This window comes from Cryobacterium sp. MDB2-A-1 (genome assembly GCF_004402675.1).
Lineage (GTDB): Bacteria > Actinomycetota > Actinomycetes > Actinomycetales > Microbacteriaceae > Cryobacterium > Cryobacterium glucosi.
This window is the reverse complement of the sequence record NZ_SOFK01000044.1, coordinates 21,310-44,971: the sequence shown is the minus strand read 5'-3', so window position 1 is coordinate 44,971 and position 23,662 is coordinate 21,310. Positions and strand designations below refer to the sequence as shown.

Sequence of the window (23,662 nt, the reverse complement as noted above, 5' to 3'; positions counted from 1 at the left end):
GCTTGTCCGGGACATCCGTCGTTGGGGTGGGGGAAACGGCCTAGGGGATGATCTTCGCCGCGCGGTACCGCTCCACCTTGTCGAGGAAGCTGTCCGGCGTGGACCGGAAGCCCAGGAACCCGGCTTGGCGGCTCTTGTTCATGTCGGTGAAGCACTCGATGTTGCGGCCGAGGTCGCTGTCGGTGTGCCACCAGGAAGCGAGGCGGGTGACGTCCGTTTCAACGAGTCCTTCCCGTTCGGCGATGGCGCTCCAGACCTCGTCCTTGCCGGCCATCTGCGCGGTCAACGGGCGGGGTTCGCCCTCGAAACCGGCCCAGGGAACATCGAAGATCGCGGCGACCCGCGGCCAGAGCCAGCGCCAGCGGAAGACGTCGCCGTTGGCGATGTTGAACGCTTCGTTGGCACCCTCCGGGTGCGTGCCCGCCCAGATGATCTGCTCGGCGAGCAGGTCGACGTCGGTGACGTCTGTGACGCCGTTCCACTGGGTGGCTGAGCCGGGAAAGGTGAACGTCAGCCCGAGTTCCTTGCAGATCGCGGCGTAGACGGAGAGGGTGAGCACCATGTTCATCGCGTTGTCCGTTGCGAACCCGAAGACGGTGTGTGCGCGGTGCACGCTCCAGGTGAAGCCGTTCCGGGCGGCGGACCCGAACAGCTCGTCCTCCTGCGCGTAGTAGAAGTTCGGCTGCGGCAGCCGTGGCTCGTCCTCGTGGAACGGGGTCTCCGCGGTGACGCCGGTCGCATAGTTGTCGAACGGGCCGAGGTAGTGCTTGAGCCCGGTCATCAGGGCCACGTGCCTGACCGACTTCTCGCCTTCGAGCGCCGCGAGCACGTTGCGCACGAGGGCGCTGTTGACCTCGATGTTCTCGGTCTCGGTATCCCGCTTCACCCACGCCGTGATCACGACGAGTTCCGGGCGGGTGCCCGTGAGCGCGGCGGCGAGGGACTCGGGGTCCAGGAGGTCTGCCGTCACGGCGGTGATGCCGGGCGTCTCGGAGTGGCCTCGCCTCGAGAGGCCGGTCACGTCCCAGCCCGCGTCGACCAACTGCTTCACGACCGTCTGGCCCGTGATGCCCGTCGCTCCGACGATGAGCGCGCGCCGCCGGGGAACTGTTGAGGGGGATGTCACAAGTCGATCCTTTCCTGATGGACGGGACTTCCTTGTCGCCGTCCTGAGGTGTTCAATGATACTTAACATTGGAATTCCCGGCAAGCCGCGCCGGAACCGCCAGAACCGCCGATTTGGCCCTAGTGGCGGGGTATTCGGGGCTCTTCCTGTGTATATTTGTCCGTACTCACCTTTTTTTCGGAGCGTGGGGTGTGTAGCCGGGCTTCAATGATGATGCGAGGCAGGTCCTCGTCGTCGTCATGCTGATGTGTGACAGAGGAACATGATGGACAATTTAGGGTCTCGGCTGAAAGACATCAGGCTCAAGGCCGGCCTGACGTTGCGCGAGCTGGCCAGACAGGTCGACGTTTCGCCCTCCTTCGTCTCCCAGATCGAGAACGGCAAGTCACAGCCGTCCGTCGCGACCCTGTATGCCTTCGCCCAGTTGCTGAACGTGTCCGTCGACGACCTCTTCGAGAGTAAGCCGGCCCTCGACCCTGGAGTTCCGGCAGTCCACCCCGAAGAAGTCCTGAATCGGGGCGACGTGACGAATCCCTCGGAGGCGTGGCATCCGTCCGAGTATGCGAACCGGGTCTCCGTGGTGCATCCCTCTCATCGGTCGCGGCTCAACATGGCCGCAGGGGTCAACTGGGAACGTCTTGCCGCCACGCCGGAGCGCGACGTCAACTTCATGAAGATCGTCTACGCGCCGGGAGCCACGTCGACGGACGAGGGCGACACCGTCTCCCACGCCGGCTACGAGTACGGCTATGTCATCGCGGGTGAGTTGCAGGTGACGATCGGCGACGAGGCATTCACGCTGCATGCGGGCGAGTCGCTCGGCTTCGATTCCTCGATCCCGCACAGCCTGAAGAACACCGGAAGCATCGACGTCCAGGGAATCTGGTTCGTGCACGGCGCGCACGCTTAGCCGCTCAATTCCGTAAGGCACGCGTCGGGCGTTCGGTTGACAGCGATGCTGGAGACGTCGTAGCCTGTGTGTTAAGGAATACTTAACGGGTGTTCACTCTCGTCTTAGACGACGACACCCTTCCTTGATATCACGACGATGTGAGCCGGATGACCGGCGGAAAAGGACCAGACCTCCATGGATCTCGGACGCGGCCTCGGCCACCTGTCATATTCCACCCTCGTGCACGCGGGCGACACGTGGGCGGAGATGAAGGAGAGCCTGCACACCTTCGTCCCCGACGTCAAAGCCCGGGTCTCGCCCGATCAGCGCTTCGGCGTCTCACTGCGCATCTCGGCCGACTCGGCGAAGACCCTCGCAGCAAGCCCCGGAGAACGGGCAGAGCTCCGGACGTTCCTCGACGACAACGACCTGTACGTCTACACGGTGAACGCGTTCCCGTATGGGCCGTTCAAGGGCGATCTGGTGATGGAACGGGTCTATGAACCGGACTGGTCGACCGACGACAGGGTCGCGTATACGAACTCGGTCGCGGACATCCTCGCGGAGATCGCTCCGGCGGACGTGAGCCCCAGCATCCAGACGGCCCCGCTCGCGTTCGCTCCGAATGTCACGGACGACGACTACGTCGCCCGGTTCACCACCAACCTGTTCCTGGTCGTCGCCCACCTCGTCGAGCTCGAGGCGCGCACGGGTCGGCGGGTCAAGCTCGCCCTCGAGCCGGAGCCCGCGTGCTTCCTGGAGACCACGGCGGAGACCGTCGCGTTCTTCACCGAGCGGGTCTACTCGCCGCAGGGCATCGCCGAGCTCGCCCGGCTCGCCGGGCTGCCCCTGTCGGAGGCCGAAGGTGCGATGCGCCGATACCTCGGCATCGTCTTCGACATCGGCCACCAGTCCGTCGGATTCGAGGATATTCCGGCATCGCTCCGCAGCCTCGTCGACGCCGGGATCCCGATCTTCAAGCTCCAGGAGGCGGCGGCGCTCTGGGTCAGGGACCTCACCCCTGCACTCGTCCCCCAGCTGCGCGTCTTCACCGACACGATCTACCTGAGCCAGACGACGATGCGCCAGGACGGTGCGGTCACGAAGTACCTCACCCTCGGCGACGCGCTCGACGCGTTCGAGGCGAACCCGGTGCCCACCGAGATCCGCACCCACTTCCACGTTCCGGTCTTCCTCGAGGAACTCGGCCCGTTCGTCACGACGCGGTTCGCCGTGCAGCAGGCGCTGCAGATGCACCGTGAGACACCGCTCTCCGACCACCTGGAAATCGAGACGTATACCTGGGACGTGCTCCCGGCGCACCTCAAGACCGGCGACATCACCGACTACGTGACCCGCGAACTCGAGTTCGTCCGCGCCGAGCTGCTGGACCCCCGTCCATGAGGGCTGCCGTCTTCCACGGAGCCGGCGACATCCGCGTCGAGGAGGTCACGGCTCCCGAGTCGCCCCGCGCAGGCGAAATCCTGGTCAGGCCGTTGTGGTGCGGCATCTGCGGCACCGACCTGCACGAATACGCCCAGGGCCCGATCGTGATTCCGCGGGAGCCGCATCCGCTCACCCGGGCGTGCGGCTCGCAGATTCTGGGCCACGAATTCTCGGCCGAAGTGGTCGAGGTCGGCGACGGGGTGACCGCGGTGCGGCCGGGCGAGCGGGTGTCGGTGATGCCGCTGCTGTCCTGCGGGCACTGCTACTTCTGCCGCAGGGGACTGAACCACCTCTGCCGCACCATGGCCGCCGTCGGGCTCAGCTACCAGTGGGGCGGCATCGCCGACCTCGCCATCGTGCCCGCCGCGAACGTCACAGTGCTCCCCGACGGCGTGTCCGACCTGCAGGGCGCCGTCGTCGAACCGGGCGCTGTCGCGGCGTACGGGGTGGACACCGCCCGTGTGCGCCCCGGCGACAACGTGCTCATCACCGGGGCCGGTCCGATCGGCGCCCTCGCGTCGCTCTACGCAGCCTCGCTCGGGGCGAACGTCTTCGTCTCGGAGGTCAATCCGGTGCGCGCGGCGCTCGTGCGCAGCTTCGACGTCGGAGTGGTGCTCGACCCGACCGCCGTCGACGTGCCGGGCTGGCTTCGCGACCGGACAGACGGTATCGGTGTCGACGCGGTGATCGAATGCTCGGGGAACGAGCGGGCGCTGCAGGCGGCGATCGCCTCGGTGCGTTCTGCCGGGAGGATCTCCCAGACCGGGCTGCACACGAAGGCTGCGGCCATCGACCCGATGGTCATCTCCGAGCACGACATCACGATCTCGGGCACCTGGTGCTTCCCGGTCACCGACTGGCCGCGCATCATCGACCTGATCGACAGGGGTCGGTACCCGGTGGAGAAGGTCGTGACAGCCCAGATCGCGATGAAGGATGTCGTGGCCCAGGGCTTCGACACGCTGCTGTCACCGACCGGCGACCAGGTCAAGGTGCTCGTGCGCGCCGGCTCGTGATGCCGCGCCCCGAGTGGCCGCCTACTGGGCGAAGAGCGCCGGATGCGTGGACAGCTCGAGCCTGGTGCGGCGGATGTGGCCGGCCAGCATCCGCTCGGCCTCGTCGCCGTCGCCGCGCCTCAGCGCCCCGACGAGCAACTGGTGTTCGTAGTGGACGGCGCGGTTGACATCGGGCCCGATCAGGGTCGTGAAAGCGCGTCGATAGTGCTGGGTCGAGTTCCATAACCGGTGGATGGTCTCGCCCAGGATGGACGTCACGGCGCCGGAGTAGGAGAGCAGGTGGAACTCGCGGTCGAGGCGCAGGAACGTTTCGACGTCCGTGCCGGCCTGCATTTCATCGGCGAGTTCCTGCAGGCGGCCGAGGGTCTCCGGCGACAGATTGGGCAGGCTGTAGCGCAGCAGCAGGGGTTCGATGCGCTCGCGGATCTGGTACATCTCCTCGCACTCCGCGAGGCTCAGGTGGGAGACCCAGGCGCCGGTGTTCGCGACGAGGGTGACGAGGCCATCGGATTCCAGGATGCGCAGCGCCTCGCGAACGGGGAGCCGGCTCGCGCCGAACTGTTCGGCGACGTCCTCCTGGCGGATCCGGGTGCCGGGGGCGTATGCGCCGGACAGGATCTCGTCCCGCAATCGCGTGGCGATACGGCTGCCGGCGCTGCCGTCGCGGCTGGGGGCGCTGGCCATGGGGTCCGTCCGGTCGGTGGTGTCGGTCATTCGGCGGGGTGGGCCGGATGCCACAGTTTAGTGGCAGCATCCTTTTCGTAGGCCTTGCCGTCCGGGTAGCTCACGAGCTCGAACTGCATGCCCCAGGGGCTGCGGAAGTAGACCCAGCGCTGGCCGGTGCTCCAGCTGGAGCTCGACGTCGGTGCGCCCATGATCTCCACACCGTGCTCCTGCAGGTGCTCGAGGGCGGCATCGAAGTCGTCCACGTAGAACGCCAGGTGATGCCCGCCGATGTCGCTGTTCCTCGGTTCGGGAGCAGCGCCATCCGCCGGCTCGTACTGGAAGACCTCGAAGTTCGGCCCGTGACCGCATCGGAAGAATCGGAGTTCGCGCATCACCGTGCGCGGGTGCACGCCGAGGTGCTCGAGCATCCACTCGTCGTCGGGGTGGGCGAACGGCCCGAGCGCGTAGACGAGCTCGCAGCCGATCACGTCGACCAGGAACCGCTCGGCCTCGTCGAGGTCGGGAACCGTGAAACCGATGTGTTCCGTGCCGCGCAGACCCGGGATGCCGTGGACCATCGAGAACTCCTTCGTTCGTCGTTGATTTCTCTCATTGTATCCAAAGACCCGAAATCCGTGCATCCAGATCGGAGATATTGCGGACAATCCTTGGCATTGGATTCAATCAACGATACAGTGTTGGTCACATGTAGTCGATCCCCGCGATCGACACGACCAATGGAGACCGGCACATGCCTGAACGACGACGTTTGGATCCCCTGGCCCCGTGGATCGAACTCAGCACCACGGCGCAGGACTGGGCGAGTGCGGACCCGGCACTCCTGGCCACCATGCTCGGCCAGCTGCATCTCATCCGTGCCTTCGAAGAAACCGTGCTCGAACTCGCCGGCGAGGGCCTCGTGCACGGGCCAGCGCACTCCAGCATCGGCCAGGAGGGCGGGGCGGTCGGCTCGATCGTCGGCCTCGGGTCGACGGATGCGATCAACGGCTCGCACCGAGGGCACCACCAGTTCCTCGCCAAGGCGATCAACCATGTCTCCGGCGGCGCCCTCGACCCCGCGGCGCTCGTGACCGCGGACATTCAGACCGTGCTGCAGCGCACCCTCGCCGAGATTCTCGGGCTCGCCCAGGGCTACTGCCGGGGCCGCGGCGGCTCGATGCACCTGCAGTGGTTCGAGGCCGGCGCGCTCGGCACCAACGCGATCGTCGGCGGCGGGGTTCCGCTCGCGGCCGGCAACGCCTGGGCCCAGAAGCACGCGGGAACGACGGATGTCACGGTGAGCTACTTCGGGGACGGCGCGACCAACATCGGCTCGGTCCTTGAAACGATGAACCTCGCTTCGGCGTGGAAGCTGCCGCTTGCCTTCTTCATCGAGAACAACCTCTACGCTGTGTCGACCACGGTGGCCGAGTCGACCGGTGAGCCTCGGCTCTCTGCCCGCGCGCTCGGGTTCGGCATTCCCAGCTGGCGCGTCGACGGTATGGACCCGCTCGCCGTGCACCTGGCGACGAAGGAGGCCGAGCAGGTGATGCGGTCCGGCCAGGGACCCGCTGTCGTCGAGGTCGAGGTCTACCGCTTCTTCCACCAGAACGGACCGTACCCGGGCAGCGCCTTCGGCTACCGGACCAAGGAGGAAGAGGCGGCCTGGCGGGCCCGTGACCCGCTGGACCGGGTCGCCCGCGAAATGATCGCGCTCGGCCAGATCGACACGGCCGGCATCGCCGCGGTGCGCGAGCAGGCCCTGTCCGCGATGCGGGATGCAGTGGCCCAGCTGCTCGAGGCCGACCCGGAGTCGGCGGGGAAGCGCCGGATCCGGCCGGAGCTCTGGCCCGACGTCGACTTCGTCAATGTCGGGGTGCGGGGCGACGCGAGCGAACTGACCGGACTGCGCACGCTCGAGCCGACCGAATACCGGGGCGAGCTCGAAACAAAGAAGTTCGTCGACGCCGTCGCCGGCGTGATGGACCGCCGCATGGCAGAGGACGCACGGATCGTCGTGCTCGGCGAAGACGTGCACCGCCTCAACGGCGGCACGAACGGCGCCACCAAGGGGCTTGCGAAGAAGTTCGAGGGCCGTGTGCTCGGCACGCCGATCAGCGAGAACGCGTTCGCCGGCCTCGGCGGCGGGATGGCGCTCGACGGGCGCTACCGCCCGGTCGTTGAATTCATGTATCCGGACTTCATGTGGGTGGCCGCCGACCAGGTCTTCAACCAGATCGGCAAGGCGCGGCACATGTTCGGCGGCGAGAATCCGGTGCCCCTCGTGCTGCGCACGAAGGTCGCGATGGGAAGCGGCTACGGCTCGCAGCACCTGATGGACCCCGCGGGCATCTTCGCGACGAGCCCCGGCTGGCGGATCGTCGCACCGTCATCGGCGGCTGACTACATCGGCCTGATGAACACCGCTTTGGCCCTGCAGGACCCGGTGCTCGTCATCGAGCATGTCGACCTCTATGCCGACAGCGGTGACGTGCCCGCCGGCGACCTCGACTACTTCATCCCGCTGGGGAAGGCGGCCCTGCGCCGTGAAGGCACCGACGTCACCGTGATCAGCTACCTGTCCATGGTCAAGCACTCCCTCGAGGCCGTCGAACTGACCGGCATGAGCGCCGACGTCGTCGACTTGCGCTGGCTCGACCGGGCCTCGATCGACTGGGAGACCATCGGCACGAGCATCCGCAAGACCAACAGCGTGCTCATCGTCGAACAGGGGGCCCGCGGCACGTCGTATGGTGCCTGGCTGTCCGATGAGATCCAACGCCGGTTCTTCGACTACCTCGACCAGCCGGTCGAACGCGTGACCGGCGGCGAGGCAAGCCCGAGCATCTCACGCGTGCTCGAGCGGGCGGCCATTGCGCGCACCGAGGACGTCGTCGCCGGCCTCGAGATCATCAAGCTCGGTCTGGGAACCCGCTGATGGCAACGCTCGTGCGCATGCCGGAGGTGCTCGCCAATGCCGCAGAAGCCGCCATCCAGACCTGGCTGGTGAAGGTGGGCGACACTGTGGCGATCGGCCAGCCGCTCGCCGAGATCGAAACGGAGAAGGCGGTCGTCGAGTACCGCGCCGAGACGGAAGGTGTGCTCGCGCGCGTCATCGTCCCCGAGGGCGTGCCCGTCGAAGTGGGCGTGCCGATCGGCGTGATCGCCGCCGTCGGTGAGGCGGAGTCGGACATCGATGCCTTCCTCGCCGGGGACGTCCCGGAGCAGGCAGGGCCTGCGACCCCGGTGACGGCGGCCGCGGAGGCGGCGACGCCGGTCGGAGTGGTCCCGGTCGAATCGGCCCCGGACGGGGCGCAGGTACCGCTCGCCGCAGCCAGCGGCCAGCGTCAATTCGCCAGTCCGCTCGTGCGCCGCATCGCCAGGGAACGCGCGCTCGACCTATCCCGCGTCGTCGGCAGTGGCCCGAACGGGCGGATCGTGCGCCGAGACCTCGACACCCTCAAGCCCGCGCCCGTGACTGCAGCCGAGTCCCGGCCCGAGCCCGTCATGCCTGTGGCGTCTCCTGCGGTGTCCGTTCCAGCGGCACCCTCGGCCCGCACCACCGGCACATCCGTGGTCGACGCCTCCGGGTTCACCGATGTTCCCCACACGGGGATGCGACGGGCGATCGCGCGCCGCCTGACCGAGAGCAAGTCGACGGTTCCACACTTCTACATCACGGCGGACTGCCGCGTCGAGCGCCTCCTCACCCTCCGCGGCGAGATCAACGCGACGTCGCCGCGGAAGATCTCGGTCAACGACTTTGTGGTCAAGGCCGTCGCGGTAGCGCTCGTCCGGGTGCCCGCGGCGAACGTGATCTGGACCGAGACCGCTACGAGACGATTCGAGCACGTCGATCTCTCGGTGGCGGTGTCCACCGAAACAGGACTGCTCACTCCGGTCCTGCGTGGCGTCGAAGGCCTCACGCTGACGAGCATCAGCGAGAGGGTCGCCGACCTCGCCGGACGGGCGCGGAAGGGGAAGCTGAGGCAAGAGGAACTCGAGGGCGGCAGCTTTGCCGTCTCGAATCTCGGCATGTTCGCGGTCGACCAGTTCTCGGCCATCCTGAACCCGCCCCAGTCCGGCATTCTCGCCGTCGGCGCCGCGAAACAACGGCCGGTCGTCGACGCGGGACAGCTCTCGGTCGGCAGCGTGATGACCGTCACCCTCTCGGCCGATCACCGTGTGGTCGACGGTGCGGTGGCCGCCGAATGGATGGCGCAGTTCGTGGCCTGTATCGAGAATCCACTCTCTATAATCATTTGAAGTCGGCGGGCTCTGATGACCGTTGACTTCCCCGTGAGCAAAGGCGCGCATATGGATCCCCGACTCGAACGTCTCGTAGCAGAGCGGGCATCCCTTGCCGCGGAATCGGAACGGCTGGCCGCGCTCCTCGCTGCAGAACGGAGCGGCAGGGCGCTGCGAGCGATCTCCCTCGCCTACGGTACGGGCTGCAAGGATGACTTCGAGCGGGAGCGCCAATGCCGCGCGGATGAAGAGCAGATGAAGCAGGTGCGTTCCCTCACTCGCGCCCTCGATCGTCAGTACCACCATCTGACCACAAGCGCCCGCGCCGCCCGCGAAAGCGGGTGAATCGTCGTTCTGTCGCGCTCAGAACGACGATTCACCCGCTTTCGCGCCAGGGAAAGCGGGCGTGCCGGTGATCTCGTCGGCGTTGTCCGCGATCCAGTCCATCAGGGGGACGAGGCGGTCGGCGAGCTCGTGGCCCCTGGCCGTCAGTTCATAGTCGACGCGCGGCGGGATCGTCGCCTGCGCCTCCCGGTTCACGAAGCCGTCTGACTCGAGGGTGCGCAGGGTCGATGCGAGCATCTTCTCGCTGATGCCCTCGATGGACCGCCGGAGCTCGCCCCAGCGGAGCGAGTCCTGCTGCAGGGCGAGCAGGATGAGCACGCCCCACTTGCTCGTGACGTGGTCGAGCACGGTGCGCGTGGCGCATTTGGCCGGGTAGACGCCGGCGACGGCGCCGGGACGCGCCCGCGAGACGTCGAAACTAACCTTCATGCAGGTAGCTTACCTAAAGGTGGGTACCTGTGCGCGGGAAGGTACTCGACCGTCCCGTGGTTGACTCTGACACGCCACCGAAAGGACAACACATGTCATACATCGTCACCGCCACCTCTGGTCACCTCGGCCACCTCATCGTCGAATCCCTCCTCGCCCGCGGCGCGGCCCCGGAGAGCATCGTCGCGACAGCCCGCAAGGTCGACAAGCTGTCCGCTCTCGCCGCACTCGGCGTGCGCACCGCAGTCCTCGACTACGGCAACCCCGAGACCGTGACCGCCGTCGTCGAACCGGGCGACGTGCTGATGCTCGTCTCCGGCAGCGAGGTCGGCCAGCGCGTGCCGCAGCACACCGCCGTGATCGCGGCCGCCCAGGCCGCCGGCGTCGGGCGCATCGTCTACACGAGCGCCCCGAAGGCCACGACCTCCGCGCTCCTGCTGGCCCCGGAGCACAAGGCGACCGAGGAGTTCCTGATCGCCTCGGGGGTCCCCTTCACCATCCTGCGCAACGGTTGGTACACCGAGAACTACACCGGTGAAATCGAGAAGGCACGCCAGGCCGGCGAGATCGTCGCGAGCGTCGGCGACGGCCGGGTCGCGAGCGCGAGCCGGGCCGACTATGCGGATGCCGCGGCCGCGGCCATCCTCGACGACTCGCTCGCGGGCAAGACCCTCGAGCTCTCGGGCGACCACGCCTGGGACTTCGCCGAACTCGCAGCCACGATCGGAACCCTCATCGACTCATCGGTGGCCTTCCGGAACCTGACACCCGCAGCACACGCGGAGCTGCTCGCGTCCTTCGGCCTCGACGAGGGCACGGTGGGCTTCGTCGTCGGTCTCGACGCCAACATCCGCGACGGGCTGCTCGGCGAGACGAGCGGCGACCTGGCCCGCCTGATCGGACGGCCGACGACGCCGCTCGCGGAGGGCCTCGCCGCGAGCGTCTAACCTCGCCTGTCCCGGCCCGGCCATGCCCCGGAGGTGGACCTGACGGCATCCGCCCCGGCCATGCCCCGGGGGGTGGACGCGGCGGCATCCGCCCCCGGGTCGGTAGGCTGTGCGATTGCAGAGATCGCACTGCACACACCCGAGCACACGCAGACGAAGGACCCGACGATGAGTGGCAGTACCGAACGCCTGTTCCGTTTCGAGCGGGTCGAGTGGGACGACCCGCGCGCCGCCGTGCTGCGCGCGCGGATGGACGTGGAGATGACCGCGCGCTACGCCGGCCCTGGCAGCCCCGAACTCGATGACGCCGTGACCGCGGCGCTCAGGATCGACCCCGCCGACATTCTCGCGACCGTGCTCGTGGTCGACGGCGACGGCACCCCCATCGCCCACGCGGCCCTGCGCACCCATGATGGCGACTGGGAGGTCAAGCGCGTGATCGTCTCCGACGACCAGCGCGGGCGCGGGGTCGGCCGTGCCCTGATGAACGAGCTCGAGCGCATCGCCCGTGCCGCCGGCGTGCCGCGGCTCATCCTGCAGACCGGCAGCAAGCAACCGGATGCGGTCGCCCTCTACGAGAAGATCGGCTACACGCCGATCCCGATCTACGAACCGTACATCGAGGCGATCCCGCACTCGTTCTGCTTCGAGAAGCTGCTCGCCTGACCTGCACCGCTCCACATTCCCGCGTCGCCCCGCATCCGCTCGCCCCGCCGTGCCGCGAGAGTGCACGTGTGGCCCTGAAGGCCGCTTGACTTTGCCTGCGATTCAACGGCCGAAAGCGCACTCTCGCGAACGCCGGCGCGGGAGACGCTCCGTCGAATCGAATCGAATCGGTGCAGTGCGGGGCGGTGTCGTTTTTGGCGGCGTTGTCGGGAACGACGTCAGGCGAGCCGGGGGTCGACGTGCAGTTTGGGACCGAGGCCGGCGCCGGCGGGGCGATGCCCGGCCAGGATCTCTCGCACACCGCTGAGCCCGACCGTCGCGGCGACGAGCGGGCGCGGGTCGACGGCACCGCTCGCGTAGAGGTCGATCGTGCCCCTGAGCCCCGGGGAGGCGCTCAGGATGCCGACCGCCGTCACGTCCTTGAGAGCGAGGGTTCGGGTGTCGATCAGGCTCGGGCTGCCGGCGAGACCGACGTAGACCACGCGCTTCCCCGGCTCGACCAGGTCGAGGGCGCGGGCGGGCAGGGCGGCCGCGTTGGAGGCGTCGATGACGGCGTCGAAGGGCGACTCCGGCAGGTCGGCGTCGGTCCAGACTCCGTCGAAGCCGAGGCTCCTGGCGTAGTCCAGTGAGCGCGCGGACCGTCCCATCACGTGCACCTCTGCACCCTGCTGCCGGGCGAACAAGGCGATGAGCAGACCGATCGTGCCCGCTCCGAGGACGAGCGCCCGGTCGCCGGGTTCCAGTGCTGCACCCCGAACGGAACGCAGCGCGTTACCGCCCGGTTCGACGAGCGCGCCGAGCACGTCGTCGGCGGTGTCGGGCAGCTCGAACAGCGAGGTGGCGGGCACCGCGAGCTGTTCGGCGAGGGCACCGGGGAAGCCGCCGAGGATGCCGACCTCGAAGCGGAACTCGCAGACATGCTGCAGGCCGCGGAGACACCGACGGCACACCCCGCAGCCGAGCATGGTGTCACCGGTGACCCGGCGACCGAGCCACCGCCGGTCGACGCCTGCGCCGAGCGCGGTCACGGTCCCTGTCCACTCATGGCCGATCCGCATCGGGTACCGGGCCTTGCCGTCGTGCAGGTACTGCATCTCGCCGGTGAAGAACTCGACGTCGGTTCCGCAGACGCCGACTCTCGCGACATCGACGACGACCTGGCCGGGCCCCGCAACCGGCGGGGCGACATCCTGCACGGATGCTTCCCCGGGCGCGGTGATGACAAAGGCCTTCATGGTGCTTCCTTTCGGCGTGGATCACGAGATCAGCCTGGGAAGCTCCACGAGCTGGTACGAAGCGGGTTCGGGTGCGCGTCAGGCAGGCTTCGCGTACCGGCCGATTTCCTGAAGCGCCCAGGAGTTGCCGTCAGGATCGCTGAAGTACGCGTACTTGACGCCACCCATGTCGTGGATCTCGGTGATCTGCAGGCCACGGTTCACGAGTTCGTCCCGTGCTGCGCCGATGTCGGAGACGACCAGGTGCAGGTTCTTGACCGTGCCGTGCTCAGGTCCATTCCCCATGCCGGTCCCGATGACCACGGAGCACGCCGAGCCCGGAGGGGTCAGCTGCACGATCCGCATTCCGTTGCCTGGCTGCACATCGTGATCCAGGTGGAAGCCGACAACATCCACGTAGAAGGCCTTGCTCCGTTCGACGTCCGCAACGGGCAACGGCACAAGCTCCAGTCGCATGTCCATGGTCGTCACTGTATCAAGGAGCGACAGCCACTCGCGGCGAACGGCGCCGCGGCGTAGCGTGGCCTCGTGACACCGTCCGACAGCTTCTGAGGAGGAATCGTGACCACCCTCGACAACCGGCCGAACACCGCTCTGCTCGTCATCGACGTCCAGACCGGTTTCGTGAAAGACGCCTACGATCGGGACGCGATCGTCGGGAACGTCAGCACCGTCGTCGACAAGGCGCGAGCCGCCGGCGTCGACCTCATCTGGGTGCAGCACCACAACGACGACCAGCCGCAGGGGAGTGCTTCCTGGCAGCTCGTACCCGAACTCGTGCGCCTCGAGGCGGAACCGCTCGTGCACAAGGCGTACGCCGACGCCTTCGAGGACACCGACCTCGAGTCCGTGCTCGCCGAACGCGGCATCGGCGGTCTTGTGATCGCCGGTGCGCAAACGGATGAGTGCATCCGGTCGACGCTCCACGGCGCGATCGTCCGCGGCTACGACGCCATCCTCGTCAGTGATGCCCACACCACCGAGGACCTGAGCGGCTTTGGTGCGCCGCCGCCGGACCTGGTGATCGCCCACACCAACCTGTACTGGGAATACCACACGGCCCCCGGGCGGACAGCGGGCACGGTGACCACTGCCGACCTTGACTTCACGGCGCCGTCCTCCTGAGGCGACCGGGCCGTCGGACGGAAACAGCGCTTCGCTCGAGGCTGGGAAATCGCCGGGACGGACTTCCGTGGCCCGCGGGGGCGCAGCACACTGGATGCCGAAAGTGGAAGCTCAAACCTCGCGCGACCCGAACGTGGAGTGACGAATGGGCAGGATTACGCAGGCCTCGATAGTGCGACCGGGTCGGATCGGAAGGCGAGCCGGCGTCGGCATCCTGGCGGCGGCGCTCATCGTCGCGGGTGTCACGGCGGCCGCGCCGCGCGCCGAGGCGGAGGTCCGGACAGTAGCAACCGCTGCCGCTGCCGCGCACTCCGTGTCAGAGACAGTCCCCGCTGCCGCGGCAGTGTCCTCGGTGAAGGCCCTCGACTCCGACCAGGTCGTCACCGACCCGGCGTGGTTCACCGCAGCCTATGCCGAGGGATTCCGGCTCTACATTCTGGCGTCGACCGACTGGGGCACCTGCACCCCCGCGGCCCACGCCCAGCCGCAACTGCAGATGGCCCTCGACGCCGGGCTGAAGGTCGCCGCATACACCCGCAATCCCGCCTGCTGGCAGGCCGGCATCGCTGCGACGGGTCCGTACAGCACCCGGCTCCAGTTCTTCGCCCTCGACATCGAGACCGGCAGCCCGCCCCTCACCCGGGACATGATCACGGGGGTGCAGGAGCTCGGAGTGCGCCCGGTCGTCTATAGCGGAGCGGCGATGTGGCCGCTCCTGATGGGAGAAACGACCGAATTCTCCGACGTCGCCCTGTGGGACACCGCAACCGGTCCCCTCGACTATCCGAGCTGGACTGCCGACGTCCTCGCACCCGAACCGGTGCCGTACGGCGGCTGGAATGACTCGGGCAACCTGCGGATCGGCGTGCAGCAGGAGTTCGAGCGCACCCTGAACGGCGTCAGGGTCGACCTTGATTCCTTCGACGCCGAATTCCTGTATTGAGACGGCCTCCCACCGGTGCCGCCCTCTACTGACGCGAGAAAGCGGATGCCGCGAGCACCTGCTCCGGGGTCGGCCGCACCCCGGTGTACAGCTCGAACTGGTGAGCGGCCTGCAGCGCGATGACCTCGGCCCCGGTCACGACCCGCTTCCCGGCCGCACGCGCCGCGCGGATCAGGGGCGTTTCCGCCGGAAGGGCGACCACATCGAAGACGGTCGTGGCCGCGTCGACGGTGCCGAGCGGGTATGCGAGGCTCTCGGACTCTGCGCCACCGCTCATCCCGATCGGGGTCACGTTGACGATCAGCGGTGCGGTCTCGGCTCCCGGGTCCGGCAGCCACCGGTAGCCGAGCTCGTCAGCGAGCAGGCGACCGCTGGTCTCGTTGCGGGCGATGATGGTTCCGTCGGAGAAACCGGCGTCCCGGAAGGCCGCACCGACGGCCTTCGCCATTCCACCGCTCCCTCGGAGCAGGAACGGTGTGCCCGGATCGATGCCGTGCTCGGCGATGAGTTCGGCAATGGCCAGGTAGTCGGTGTTCGACGCCTTCAGGACCCCGTTGTCGTTGACGATGGTGTTCACCGAGCGGATGGCGGTCGCGGAGGCATCCATCTCGTCGACGAGCGCGATGACGTCCTCTTTGAAGGGCATCGACACGGAGCAGCCGCGGATGCCGAGCGCCCGCACGCCGCCGATCGCCGCGGTGATGTCGGTTGTCGTGAATGCCTTGTAGATGAAGTCGAGGCCGAGCTCGTCGTAGAGGTAGTTGTGGAAACGGGTGCCGATGTTGCTCGGGCGGGCCGCGAGCGAGATGCACAGCTGCGTGTCCTTGTTGAGCGCTGGTTTCATGGTTCTTCTCCCGGGATGAGGTGCGGTCTTTCCACGGTAACCCGGACGCCCCGTCCGAAGGTCCGAGACGGGGTCGAGGAGATCGGGTTCAGGAGATGACCGAGGCTGTCCCGGACACCACGATGCCGCCGGTCTCGGGGATATCGACGGTGAGCAGGCTCGGGCGGCCGACGTGACGGCCCTGGTGGATCAACACTCGCGCCGGGGCGTCGACGAGGCGCAGCGCCCGGAGGTAGCCGCCGACGGAGGCCGCCGCAGAGCCCGTCGCCGGGTCCTCGGTCATGGTCCCGACCGGGAAGAGGTTCCGCGCCTCGAACTCGAGCGGCCCCAGCACGCGGAGGGTCGTCACGGTGCCCGCCCAGCCCTCTGCGTCCATCAGGGCACGCACCTGGGCAGGGTCGAACCGGAAGCCGTCGAAGGTCGCCGTCTCCGCGAAGACGAGCACGGGGTGCACGTTGCCCGCGAAGGCGAGCCGGGGCGGGTAGTCCGGGTGCAGGTCGGCGGTGTCGACGCCGAGCAGCCGCAGCAGGTGCTCGAGCACCGATGCCCCGATCGGCTCCACCCGCGGCTCGACACTCGTGAACGAGGCCACGATCCCGTCAGCGGTGCGCCGGGTGGCGATCCTCACCTCCCCGATCTTCGTCTCGAACACGAAGGATTCTGCGTCACCGCGGCCGGCGAGCGCAACGGCGGTCGCGATCGTCGCGTGACCGCAGAACGGCACTTCCGCCGTGGGGGAGAAGTAACGGATGCCCGCTCTTCCCGGGTCCTGCGGGGTCGGCGGCCGGGTCAGGAACGCGGTTTCCGCGTATCCGAGCGCCGCCGCGATCCGCTGCATCTCGGCGTCGGGGAGCGTGCTCGCGTCGAGCACGACACCGGACGGGTTGCCACCGGTGGGCTCGGCGGCGAAGGCGGTCAGGCGCAGGATCTCGGTCTCGTCGGACATGCTCAACACCCTAGGCCACCGGTGCGACGCCGCCCCGGGGGGGTGCAAAGCTGAGAGACATGATGATCAGCAACACGGATGCCGCCGGGCGAGTCGAACCCGACTGGGTGCGCCACGCGATCTGGTGGCAGCTGTACCCGCTCGGTTTCGTCGGTAGCTACCCGATCGCCCCTGGCGAACCCGTTCCCGGTGCCGGCGAGCACCGCCTGCTGCGGATCGTGGCCTGGCTCGACCATGCGATCGAGCTCGGCGCATCGGGCGTTGCCCTCGGCCCGGTCTTCGCCTCGACGAGCCACGGCTACGACACGAGCGACTACTACCGTATCGACCCGCGCCTCGGCGATGAGGCCGACTTCGACACCCTCGTCGCCGAAGCGCACGCCCGCGGGCTGCGCGTGCTCCTCGACGGGGTGTTCAACCACGTCGGCCCGGATTTCCCGCGCTACCGTGAGGCGATCGAGCAGGGCCCCGGAAGTGCCGCGGCCGCCTGGTTCCAGGCGGGAACCCGGACCGGCCTCCCGGGAGGCGAGGCCGGTTTCGGAACCTTCGAGGGGCATCCTGGGCTCATCAGTCTCGACCACGGCAACCCGGAGGTCGCCGACTACGTGACCGGCGTCCTCGAGCACTGGCTCGACCGCGGCGCGGACGGCTGGCGGCTCGACGCCGCATACGCGGTCCCCGCCGAATTCTGGGCCGGGGTCCTGCCGCGGGTGCGGGAACGCCACGCGCAGGCGTGGTTCCTCGGCGAGGTCATCCACGGCGACTACCCGGCGATCGTCTCGGCGGCCACCCTCGACTCCGTCACGCAGTACGAGCTCTGGAAGGCGATCTGGAGCAGCCTCAACGATCACAACCCGCACGAGCTGGCCTGGTCGCTCGGTAGGCACAACGGCTTCCTCGACAGCTTCACCCCGGCGACCTTCGTCGGCAACCACGACGTCACCCGGATCTCGACCCGCCTCGAGGATCCGCGGCACCTCGCCCACGCGCTCGCCGTGCTCTTCACGACCGGAGGAACCCCGTCGATCTACGCGGGGGACGAATACGGCTACGCGGGCCTGAAGACCGAGGAGTACGGCGGCGACGACGCGATCCGGCCGGAGTTCCCGGCGGACGGCCCTCCGGCGCTCACCGACACCGAACGCACGGTCTACCGGCTGCACCAGGACCTGATCGGGCTGCGCCGGCGGCATCCGTGGCTGCACGAGGCCCGAACCCGCATCCTGGACAGCGGGGCCGACCACCTCGTCTACGAGGCGCGGGCCGGTGACGACACGCTCGTCGTCGCGCTCAACCTCGGCGACCAGCCGTGCGGCGTCGACCTGGGCCGCTCGGGGCTGACCCAGCTCCTGCCGGGGGGCACGCCGGCGCCGCTGGGGCCGCGTGTCACGATCGCGCCGCACGGCTGGCAGGTGCTCGCGCCCGCCGCGAGCGACTCGGCACGGTAGACCCGATGCGGTCGGGGCCGGTCGGGTGCTGCAGGCCGTGCTGGCGATGACGAAGATCGAGATCCGTGTGCTCGAGGCCGCCTACGACGGTTCGTAGCGGCATCCGCCGGGCGCCCGGTCGAAGCGGCGCGGCCCCGGTCAGCGCCGCTGCTCGAGGCGGAGCGTGGCCAGAGGCACGTTCAGGAAGTCGATCAGGGGTGTCAGCGCCTCGAAACGTTCGATCACGAGCGTGAGGAAAGCATCCGTTTCGGCCACCGATGCCGGCAGGGTCGCGAAGGCGGCCCACTGGCGGCGGCGCAAGAGGTCGACCGCGGGGTGATCGACGGGGTATCCGCGCGGCGGACGCACCAGCGGATTGCCGTCGGCGTGGTCGAACATGCCCGTGAGCCGGGGATCGGCGAGCAGGGCGCGAAGCTCCCCGTGGTGCGCGACGATGTGGTCGCGAATCGCCGTGAGCTGCTCGGGGGAGGGCGCATAGCTGCCGCCCGCGACCAGGACCTCGTGGCCGGAGACGCTGAGGAAGTAACCGGCACCGGTCTTCTCCGAACCCCCGAGAGGCCAGGACGCGGCGACGTTCGTCTTGTACGGGGACTTGTCCTTCGAGAACCGCACGTCGCGGTAAATGCGCATGATCGCCTTCTGCGGCGGCCGCACGTGCCCGGGCGCGAATCCCGCGAGGGACTCGTTGACCCGGTCGACCAGGTCGAGCATCGGCTCCCTGACCTCGCTCAGGTACGCCGGCTTGTGTTCCTCGAACCAGCCCCGGTCGTTGTGTCCTTCCAACTCGCGCAGGAACTGCAGCGCCTCACCGGAAAAGTGCGTTGTCATACTCTCGCCTCCTCTCGTAGTCTGGCAGCACCGGTGGTCGGGCCGACGCCCGAATGCGGTCGAACGCTGGTCAGCGTCAGTGGCCCGTGCTACTTTTTGCGGCATGGAGCAGAGAGAGCTATTTCTTCAGTCGGATGCCGCGTTGCGCTCCGTCATCGACCGGATCACGCCGGAGCAGCTGACCCTGCCGGCTCCCGCGGAGTGGACCAGCACGGAGAATCCCACGATCAGGGACATCCTCGCCGCGCACGCGCGCGACGAGGCCTGGGTCGGGGACGTGCTCGCGGGCCACACCATCGAGGAAGTCGGTGACCGCTTCAACGGCGACCTGCTCGGCGGGGACCCGATCGCGAGCTACGACCGGCTCAACGACGAGGCCACCGCCGCCGTGCGGCAGGACCTCGATCCCGCAGCGATCGTGCACCTCCAGTATGGCGACTACCCGCTCGCCGAGTACCTGCAGCACACGAGCATCTACCGGGCCTTCCAGGCGTGGTCGATCGCGAACTACCTCGGCCTGGAGTACGCGCTGCCGGCTCCACTGGTCGACTTGCTCTGGGAGCAGATCCTGCCCCAGGTGGACGACTGGCGCCAGTATGGAGTCTTCCCTCCCGAGGTCGAGGTTCCCGCCGACGCCGACAAGGAGACCCGGCTGCTCGGCACGACCGGCTTCTGGAAGCCCAGCCGCAGCACGGACTGACCGGCGCCAACCGACGGGGTCCCTCGGCGCCCGGCTGCTACTTTCCCGAGGAGAGCCCGTTGTAGTGGTGCTCGAAGACCAGGCTCGTGCGCGTCGAGGCGACCGCGGGGTTCGCCGACAGGTTCTCGAGCACGAAGTCGCGCACATCGTCGGAGTCGCGGGCCACGAGATGGATGATGAAGTCCTCTGTGCCGCCGAGGAAGAAGACCTGCACGACCCGCGGCATCGCCCGGATCTCGTCCCGGAACGCCGGGATCTGCGTGCGCGCCCCCGATCGGATGCTGACACTGATCAGCGCCTGAAGGCCGAGCCCGAGCGCCTTCGGGTCGACGAGCGTCGTGAACCGGGTGATGATGCCGCGCGTGACGAGGGAGCGCACCCGGGCGATGCACGTCGATTCCGCGATCCCCGCCGCGGTCGCGAGCCGGCTGTTGCTCATCCGCGAGTCGGCCTGGAGGAGGGCCACGAGCGTACTGTCCACGGTATCGAGTTCATCGCCGCCCCGAATCCTCTTCGTTTCCGTCATGCGTGGGCCCCTCTCAACTGAATATCGCGCTGTCTTTCGACCAAGTATCGCGGATTCCACGCTTGTCACGTGTACGAAACGAATACCGAGCATTATTTTCCCTATCCACCGGTAAGTCCGGCCCAAACCGCAGACGGAGTTCCCCATGAAGGTCGGCATCCCCACCGAGATTAAGAACAACGAGAATCGGGTGGCCATCACCCCCGCCGGCGTGCACGAACTCTCCATCCGCGGCCACGAGGTCCTCGTGCAGGCGGGCGCCGGCGTCGGCTCCGGGTTCAGCGACGACGCCTTCCGCGTCGCGGGCGCGGCCATCCTCGGCACTGCCGCCGAGGTCTGGGCCGCCGCGGAGCTGCTGCTCAAGGTCAAGGAACCCATCGAAGCCGAATACCCGCTGATGCGCGCCGGGCAGGTGCTCTTCACCTACCTGCACCTCGCCGCGTCCCGTCCGACCACGGATGCCCTCCTCACCTCCGGCACGACGGCGATCGCCTACGAGACCGTCCAGCTCGCCGACCGCAGCCTGCCGCTGCTGTCCCCGATGAGCGAGGTCGCCGGGCGCCTGTCCGTCCAGGTCGGCGCGTACCACCTGATGAGCGCGAACGGCGGAAACGGCATCCTGCTCGGCGGCGTCGCGGGCACCCCCAAGGCGAAGGTCGTCATCATCGGCGGCGGGGTCGCAGGTGAGCACGCCGCGGCGAACGCCCTCGGCATGGGAGCGGACGTCACGATCATCGACCTCTCGATCGCCCGGTTGCGGCAGCTGGAGAACCGGTTCACCGGCGCCATCCAGACCCGCGCATCCACCCGCTACGAGATCGCGGAGCAGGTCCGTGGCGCCGACCTCGTGATCGGCTCCGTGCTCATCCCCGGGGCGCAGGCGCCGAAGCTCGTCACCGACGCCATGGTCGCCACGATGAAGCCGGGTTCCGTGCTCGTGGACATCGCGATCGACCAGGGCGGCTGCTTCGAGGGATCCCACGCCACGACCCACGACAAGCCCACCTTCGCCGTGCACGACAGCATCTACTACTGCGTCGCCAACATGCCGGGAGCAGTCCCCGCGACGTCGACCCGTGCGCTCACCAACGCGACCCTGCCTTACGTGATCGCGCTCGCCGACAAGGGTTGGAAGCAGGCCATCTCTGACGATGCCGCACTCGCCAAGGGCCTGAACGTGCACGCGGGCCGCATCACGAACGAGCACGTGGCCGCCGCGTTCGGCGCCCCGGTCCTGACCCTCGCGGAGATCGTCGGCTAGCCGACGGTCCAGGCTGCGAGGGACTCGACCGTGTCGAGGACCTCGCTGCCGTCGGCATCCGCGAGCTGGATGCGGAAACTCGTCGCGGCCCGCGCGGTGCACACCGTCAGGACCGCACGGGAACCGTCCGCGGCGTTCGCCCAGCGCAGCTCGAGCACGTCCCTGCCATAGGCCGACCAGGTGAACTGGCCGTCGAACGCGGGATGGGCGGAACGGAGCCGCACGAGGCCGAGCTGGGCGCGGGTCACGTCGCTCGCGAGCGCCTCCTCGACCTCGGCGGCCGGGTAGCGGTGCCGGTTCACGTCGCGCCCGCTCCCGGTCTCGGCGAACTGCTCCCGGTCGTCGAGACCGCCGAGCAGGCCGACGTAGTAGGTTTGCGGGCGTCCGGGCAGGAAGTGCTGCACGGCACGCGCGACCAGATAGGCGACGACGTCGCCGCCGAGCGTGCTGAAGAACGTGGCATTGATCTGGTGCGGCAGGGTCGACCATTCCGGCACGACCGAGGCGACGGATGAGTGCCCGTGCGTGGCTTCGGCGGCTCGCGCGAACACCTCCGCCATTTCCGCTTCGCTCAGCAGCCCCGGCTGTCCGCCGGCCGGACCGGCGTCGATCACGCCGATGCCGTCGTGGGTGTCGAGCACCGTGACCGCGTTGGCCGGACGGATCTCGAACCAGTGGGCGAGGCGGTCGACCGTGCCGGTGCCCAGGGAGTGCAACAGGAGCGGCGCGAGCGCGAAGTCGTAGACCCAGTCGACGAGGGGCGCGATCGCGAGCTGCTGGGCGTAGTGCCCGTGCACCTCGACGAGCACGGCGAGGTTCTCCGCGCGGGCGAGGTCCGTGACGACCTCGACGAAGGCGAGAGTCTCCGGGGTCATGAAGCTGTCGGTGCCCGGGGTCTTCACGGCGTAGCCGACCGCGTCGAGCCGCACCGTCGATACGCCGCCGTCGGCGAGCACGCGGAGCACCCGGCGCAGGTAGGCGATGGCGACCGGATTGGCGACGTCGAGGTCGACCTGGCTGGGCAGGAACGTCGTCCAGACGAGATGCCGGGAGCCGTCTGACCCGCGGTATCCCGTGAAGGGCAGTCCCGGCCGCGGTCGGTAGAACGCCGTCAGTTCGGCCTCGGTTGCGCCGTGCGGGAAGACGGTGCCATAGGTGAGGAACATGCCGTCCCAGGGCGACTCCGCGCCGCGGGCCAGCCAGTCGGTGAACTCCACCGAGGACGCCGAGACGTGGTTGACCACGAGATCGGCGGTCAGCCCGCGGTCGCCTGCCAGGTCGCGGACCTCGGGCCAGGTGCCGAGGCGCGGATCGACCGCCGTGTGGTCGACCGGGTCGAAGCCGGCATCCGCCCCGTCGAACGGCACGTAGAACGGCAGCACGTGCACACTGCCGAAGTCCCGCAGGGGCCCGTCGAGGAGCGCGGCCAGCGCGGGGATCGTGCCGCCGATGCGGTCGGCGTAGACGAGGAGTTCAACGTCGGTCATGGGTACCTGCCTTCCCTAGAGCCGCCACCCTACGCTGCACGGTCAACTCGCGGGTGAACCGAGGGGAGCTGCGGTGACCGGGGCGACGGGAGCGGTTCCGACGATGTGGGCGTGGATTTCCTTCGTGAGCTCATGAACGCGCCGGGTGAGCTCGGTGTTGGTGAGCAGTTCCTGGTCGCTCATCTTGAAATCATGGTCGGCCTTCGCCTGCTGGAATCCGGCCTGCCGGTTCTGGCCGATCATCACGAACGTCGAGAGGAAGATGGCCTCGAGAGACACCACGAGGGTCAGGGTCGGCCACGGGCTCGGTTCGAAGAACAGCATCCAGCCGGCGAACACGACGGCATGCAGGTAGACGAACCGCATCGATCCCGCGAAGGCCGTGACGGCATCCGCGATGCGCAGCTGCACACTCGCGGCACGACGCTTCGCCTCAGCGAGCACGATCGGGTGGTGGTCGCCGGTCGCCAGGATGTGCCTGGGGAGGATGGACGACAGGTGCGGGGTAGCCGCGGTGCTGGTGCTCATGCCCCGAGGC

At 68.4% G+C, this 23,662-nt stretch carries 25 protein-coding genes; 13 read left to right on the top strand and 12 right to left on the bottom strand.

The features are described 5' to 3' along the window. Window positions 1-40 precede the first annotated feature (40 nt). Window positions 41-1,126, bottom strand: coding sequence for an SDR family oxidoreductase (locus E3O39_RS16595; protein ID WP_241975243.1), 1,086 nt, complete (start codon window positions 1,124-1,126; stop codon window positions 41-43). 262 nt (window positions 1,127-1,388) lie between these two features. On the opposite strand from E3O39_RS16595, the gene E3O39_RS16590 reads away from it, so the two are divergent. The 3 genes from E3O39_RS16590 (at window position 1,389) to E3O39_RS16580 (ending at window position 4,480) form a co-directional block, all read left to right on the top strand. Beyond that, entirely contained in the window at window positions 1,389-2,036 is a 648-nt protein-coding gene (locus E3O39_RS16590) for a helix-turn-helix domain-containing protein (RefSeq protein WP_134449124.1), read from the top strand. Window positions 2,037-2,213: 177 nt separating this feature from the next. After that, window positions 2,214-3,422, top strand: a complete 1,209-nt coding sequence (gene eboE / locus E3O39_RS16585; protein WP_134449123.1) for a metabolite traffic protein EboE — start codon at window positions 2,214-2,216, stop codon at window positions 3,420-3,422. Beyond that, window positions 3,419-4,480, top strand: coding sequence for a 2,3-butanediol dehydrogenase (locus E3O39_RS16580; protein ID WP_134449122.1), 1,062 nt, complete (start codon window positions 3,419-3,421; stop codon window positions 4,478-4,480). The genes eboE and E3O39_RS16580 overlap by 4 nt, the downstream gene beginning before the upstream one ends. Window positions 4,481-4,501: 21 nt before the next feature. On the opposite strand, the gene E3O39_RS16575 is transcribed toward E3O39_RS16580, so the two are convergent. Further along, window positions 4,502-5,194 carry a GntR family transcriptional regulator gene (locus tag E3O39_RS16575; RefSeq protein WP_241975242.1) on the bottom strand — a complete coding sequence of 231 codons (693 nt, stop codon included), beginning with the start codon at window positions 5,192-5,194 and terminating at the stop codon, window positions 4,502-4,504. Next, window positions 5,191-5,724, bottom strand: coding sequence for a VOC family protein (locus E3O39_RS16570; RefSeq protein WP_134449121.1), 534 nt, complete (start codon window positions 5,722-5,724; stop codon window positions 5,191-5,193). The genes E3O39_RS16575 and E3O39_RS16570 overlap by 4 nt, the downstream gene beginning before the upstream one ends. A 173-nt stretch (window positions 5,725-5,897) precedes the next feature. On the opposite strand from E3O39_RS16570, the gene E3O39_RS16565 reads away from it, so the two are divergent. The 3 genes from E3O39_RS16565 to E3O39_RS16555 are packed head-to-tail and all read left to right on the top strand — an operon-like array spanning window position 5,898 to window position 9,739. Beyond that, complete coding sequence (locus E3O39_RS16565) at window positions 5,898-8,084, top strand: thiamine pyrophosphate-dependent enzyme (RefSeq protein WP_134449120.1); 2,187 nt, start codon at window positions 5,898-5,900, stop codon at window positions 8,082-8,084. Beyond that, window positions 8,084-9,412: a 2-oxo acid dehydrogenase subunit E2 gene (locus tag E3O39_RS16560; RefSeq protein WP_134449119.1), complete on the top strand. Its 1,329-nt coding sequence runs from the start codon at window positions 8,084-8,086 to the stop codon at window positions 9,410-9,412. The genes E3O39_RS16565 and E3O39_RS16560 overlap by 1 nt, the downstream gene beginning before the upstream one ends. A 51-nt stretch (window positions 9,413-9,463) precedes the next feature. Beyond that, a complete protein-coding gene (locus E3O39_RS16555; protein ID WP_134449118.1) occupies window positions 9,464-9,739 on the top strand; it encodes a hypothetical protein in 276 nt (91 codons plus the stop codon). 18 nt (window positions 9,740-9,757) lie between these two features. Here the strand turns inward: E3O39_RS16555 and E3O39_RS16550 are convergent, their stop codons facing one another. Continuing rightward, entirely contained in the window at window positions 9,758-10,168 is a 411-nt protein-coding gene (locus E3O39_RS16550) for a helix-turn-helix domain-containing protein (protein WP_134449117.1), read from the bottom strand. A 92-nt stretch (window positions 10,169-10,260) separates the two neighbouring features. On the opposite strand from E3O39_RS16550, the gene E3O39_RS16545 reads away from it, so the two are divergent. After that, a complete protein-coding gene (locus E3O39_RS16545; protein ID WP_134449116.1) occupies window positions 10,261-11,115 on the top strand; it encodes an NAD(P)H-binding protein in 855 nt (284 codons plus the stop codon). Between the two features lie 168 nt (window positions 11,116-11,283). Continuing rightward, a complete protein-coding gene (locus E3O39_RS16540) occupies window positions 11,284-11,781 on the top strand; it encodes a GNAT family N-acetyltransferase (RefSeq protein ID WP_134449115.1) in 498 nt (165 codons plus the stop codon). 218 nt (window positions 11,782-11,999) lie between these two features. On the opposite strand, the gene E3O39_RS16535 is transcribed toward E3O39_RS16540, so the two are convergent. Together E3O39_RS16535 and E3O39_RS16530 are read right to left on the bottom strand one after the other, a co-directional pair. Then, complete coding sequence (locus tag E3O39_RS16535) at window positions 12,000-13,016, bottom strand: zinc-binding dehydrogenase (RefSeq protein ID WP_134449114.1); 1,017 nt, start codon at window positions 13,014-13,016, stop codon at window positions 12,000-12,002. A gap of 78 nt (window positions 13,017-13,094) precedes the next feature. Next, the gene (locus E3O39_RS16530) at window positions 13,095-13,478 is read right to left on the bottom strand and encodes a VOC family protein (RefSeq protein WP_134449113.1); all 384 of its coding nucleotides are present in this window, start codon (window positions 13,476-13,478) and stop codon (window positions 13,095-13,097) included. 99 nt (window positions 13,479-13,577) lie between these two features. Between E3O39_RS16530 and E3O39_RS16525 the strand changes: the two genes are divergently transcribed. Then, window positions 13,578-14,141 (top strand): isochorismatase family protein, encoded by a 564-nt coding sequence (locus E3O39_RS16525; protein ID WP_134449112.1) that lies wholly within the window; start codon window positions 13,578-13,580, stop codon window positions 14,139-14,141. Window positions 14,142-14,286: 145 nt separating this feature from the next. Then, window positions 14,287-15,084: a hypothetical protein gene (locus E3O39_RS16520; protein ID WP_134449111.1), complete on the top strand. Its 798-nt coding sequence runs from the start codon at window positions 14,287-14,289 to the stop codon at window positions 15,082-15,084. A 25-nt stretch (window positions 15,085-15,109) separates the two neighbouring features. On the opposite strand, the gene E3O39_RS16515 is transcribed toward E3O39_RS16520, so the two are convergent. Together E3O39_RS16515 and E3O39_RS16510 are read right to left on the bottom strand one after the other, a co-directional pair. Next, window positions 15,110-15,928, bottom strand: coding sequence for a shikimate 5-dehydrogenase (locus E3O39_RS16515; protein WP_134449110.1), 819 nt, complete (start codon window positions 15,926-15,928; stop codon window positions 15,110-15,112). 88 nt (window positions 15,929-16,016) lie between these two features. Then, complete coding sequence (locus E3O39_RS16510) at window positions 16,017-16,874, bottom strand: PhzF family phenazine biosynthesis protein (protein ID WP_134449109.1); 858 nt, start codon at window positions 16,872-16,874, stop codon at window positions 16,017-16,019. 59 nt (window positions 16,875-16,933) lie between these two features. Here E3O39_RS16510 and E3O39_RS16505 point away from each other — a divergent pair, with 59 nt between their 5' ends. Further along, on the top strand, window positions 16,934-18,322 hold the full coding sequence (locus E3O39_RS16505; protein WP_241985114.1) for an alpha-amylase family glycosyl hydrolase: 1,389 nt from the start codon (window positions 16,934-16,936) through the stop codon (window positions 18,320-18,322). A 138-nt stretch (window positions 18,323-18,460) separates the two neighbouring features. On the opposite strand, the gene E3O39_RS16500 is transcribed toward E3O39_RS16505, so the two are convergent. Continuing rightward, a complete protein-coding gene (locus E3O39_RS16500; protein ID WP_134449108.1) occupies window positions 18,461-19,150 on the bottom strand; it encodes a DUF2461 domain-containing protein in 690 nt (229 codons plus the stop codon). 103 nt (window positions 19,151-19,253) lie between these two features. Here E3O39_RS16500 and E3O39_RS16495 point away from each other — a divergent pair, with 103 nt between their 5' ends. Further along, a complete protein-coding gene (locus E3O39_RS16495; protein WP_134449107.1) occupies window positions 19,254-19,850 on the top strand; it encodes a hypothetical protein in 597 nt (198 codons plus the stop codon). 37 nt (window positions 19,851-19,887) lie between these two features. Here the strand turns inward: E3O39_RS16495 and E3O39_RS16490 are convergent, their stop codons facing one another. After that, complete coding sequence (locus E3O39_RS16490) at window positions 19,888-20,376, bottom strand: Lrp/AsnC family transcriptional regulator (RefSeq protein ID WP_134449106.1); 489 nt, start codon at window positions 20,374-20,376, stop codon at window positions 19,888-19,890. Window positions 20,377-20,521: 145 nt separating this feature from the next. On the opposite strand from E3O39_RS16490, the gene ald reads away from it, so the two are divergent. Beyond that, window positions 20,522-21,637 carry an alanine dehydrogenase gene (gene ald, locus E3O39_RS16485; RefSeq protein WP_134449105.1) on the top strand — a complete coding sequence of 372 codons (1,116 nt, stop codon included), beginning with the start codon at window positions 20,522-20,524 and terminating at the stop codon, window positions 21,635-21,637. Here the strand turns inward: ald and E3O39_RS16480 are convergent. Next, entirely contained in the window at window positions 21,634-23,124 is a 1,491-nt protein-coding gene (locus E3O39_RS16480; RefSeq protein ID WP_134449104.1) for an alpha-amylase family glycosyl hydrolase, read from the bottom strand. The two genes, ald and E3O39_RS16480, sit on opposite strands and share 4 nt — an antisense overlap. Window positions 23,125-23,166: 42 nt before the next feature. Continuing rightward, complete coding sequence (locus E3O39_RS16475; RefSeq protein ID WP_134449103.1) at window positions 23,167-23,652, bottom strand: DUF1003 domain-containing protein; 486 nt, start codon at window positions 23,650-23,652, stop codon at window positions 23,167-23,169. Window positions 23,653-23,662 lie beyond the last annotated feature (10 nt).

What these genes read in the sequence shown, in the direction of transcription:
- E3O39_RS16570 (WP_134449121.1), bottom strand. Translation starts at nt 5,724, where the DNA reads ATGGTCCACGGCATCCCGGGTCTGCGCGGCACGGAACACATCGGTTTC.
- E3O39_RS16580 (WP_134449122.1), top strand. Translation starts at nt 3,419, where the DNA reads ATGAGGGCTGCCGTCTTCCACGGAGCCGGCGACATCCGCGTCGAGGAG.
- eboE (WP_134449123.1), top strand. Translation starts at nt 2,214, where the DNA reads ATGGATCTCGGACGCGGCCTCGGCCACCTGTCATATTCCACCCTCGTG.
- E3O39_RS16590 (WP_134449124.1), top strand. Translation starts at nt 1,389, where the DNA reads ATGATGGACAATTTAGGGTCTCGGCTGAAAGACATCAGGCTCAAGGCC.
- E3O39_RS16490 (WP_134449106.1), bottom strand. Translation starts at nt 20,376, where the DNA reads ATGACGGAAACGAAGAGGATTCGGGGCGGCGATGAACTCGATACCGTG.
- ald (WP_134449105.1), top strand. Translation starts at nt 20,522, where the DNA reads ATGAAGGTCGGCATCCCCACCGAGATTAAGAACAACGAGAATCGGGTG.
- E3O39_RS16550 (WP_134449117.1), bottom strand. Translation starts at nt 10,168, where the DNA reads ATGAAGGTTAGTTTCGACGTCTCGCGGGCGCGTCCCGGCGCCGTCGCC.
- E3O39_RS16505 (WP_241985114.1), top strand. Translation starts at nt 16,934, where the DNA reads ATGATGATCAGCAACACGGATGCCGCCGGGCGAGTCGAACCCGACTGG.
- E3O39_RS16530 (WP_134449113.1), bottom strand. Translation starts at nt 13,478, where the DNA reads ATGGACATGCGACTGGAGCTTGTGCCGTTGCCCGTTGCGGACGTCGAA.
- E3O39_RS16500 (WP_134449108.1), bottom strand. Translation starts at nt 19,150, where the DNA reads ATGACAACGCACTTTTCCGGTGAGGCGCTGCAGTTCCTGCGCGAGTTG.
- E3O39_RS16495 (WP_134449107.1), top strand. Translation starts at nt 19,254, where the DNA reads ATGGAGCAGAGAGAGCTATTTCTTCAGTCGGATGCCGCGTTGCGCTCC.
- E3O39_RS16475 (WP_134449103.1), bottom strand. Translation starts at nt 23,652, where the DNA reads ATGAGCACCAGCACCGCGGCTACCCCGCACCTGTCGTCCATCCTCCCC.
- E3O39_RS16545 (WP_134449116.1), top strand. Translation starts at nt 10,261, where the DNA reads ATGTCATACATCGTCACCGCCACCTCTGGTCACCTCGGCCACCTCATC.
- E3O39_RS16555 (WP_134449118.1), top strand. Translation starts at nt 9,464, where the DNA reads ATGGATCCCCGACTCGAACGTCTCGTAGCAGAGCGGGCATCCCTTGCC.
- E3O39_RS16515 (WP_134449110.1), bottom strand. Translation starts at nt 15,928, where the DNA reads ATGAAACCAGCGCTCAACAAGGACACGCAGCTGTGCATCTCGCTCGCG.
- E3O39_RS16480 (WP_134449104.1), bottom strand. Translation starts at nt 23,124, where the DNA reads ATGACCGACGTTGAACTCCTCGTCTACGCCGACCGCATCGGCGGCACG.
- E3O39_RS16575 (WP_241975242.1), bottom strand. Translation starts at nt 5,194, where the DNA reads ATGACCGACACCACCGACCGGACGGACCCCATGGCCAGCGCCCCCAGC.
- E3O39_RS16535 (WP_134449114.1), bottom strand. Translation starts at nt 13,016, where the DNA reads ATGAAGGCCTTTGTCATCACCGCGCCCGGGGAAGCATCCGTGCAGGAT.
- E3O39_RS16560 (WP_134449119.1), top strand. Translation starts at nt 8,084, where the DNA reads ATGGCAACGCTCGTGCGCATGCCGGAGGTGCTCGCCAATGCCGCAGAA.
- E3O39_RS16565 (WP_134449120.1), top strand. Translation starts at nt 5,898, where the DNA reads ATGCCTGAACGACGACGTTTGGATCCCCTGGCCCCGTGGATCGAACTC.
- E3O39_RS16520 (WP_134449111.1), top strand. Translation starts at nt 14,287, where the DNA reads ATGGGCAGGATTACGCAGGCCTCGATAGTGCGACCGGGTCGGATCGGA.
- E3O39_RS16510 (WP_134449109.1), bottom strand. Translation starts at nt 16,874, where the DNA reads ATGTCCGACGAGACCGAGATCCTGCGCCTGACCGCCTTCGCCGCCGAG.
- E3O39_RS16540 (WP_134449115.1), top strand. Translation starts at nt 11,284, where the DNA reads ATGAGTGGCAGTACCGAACGCCTGTTCCGTTTCGAGCGGGTCGAGTGG.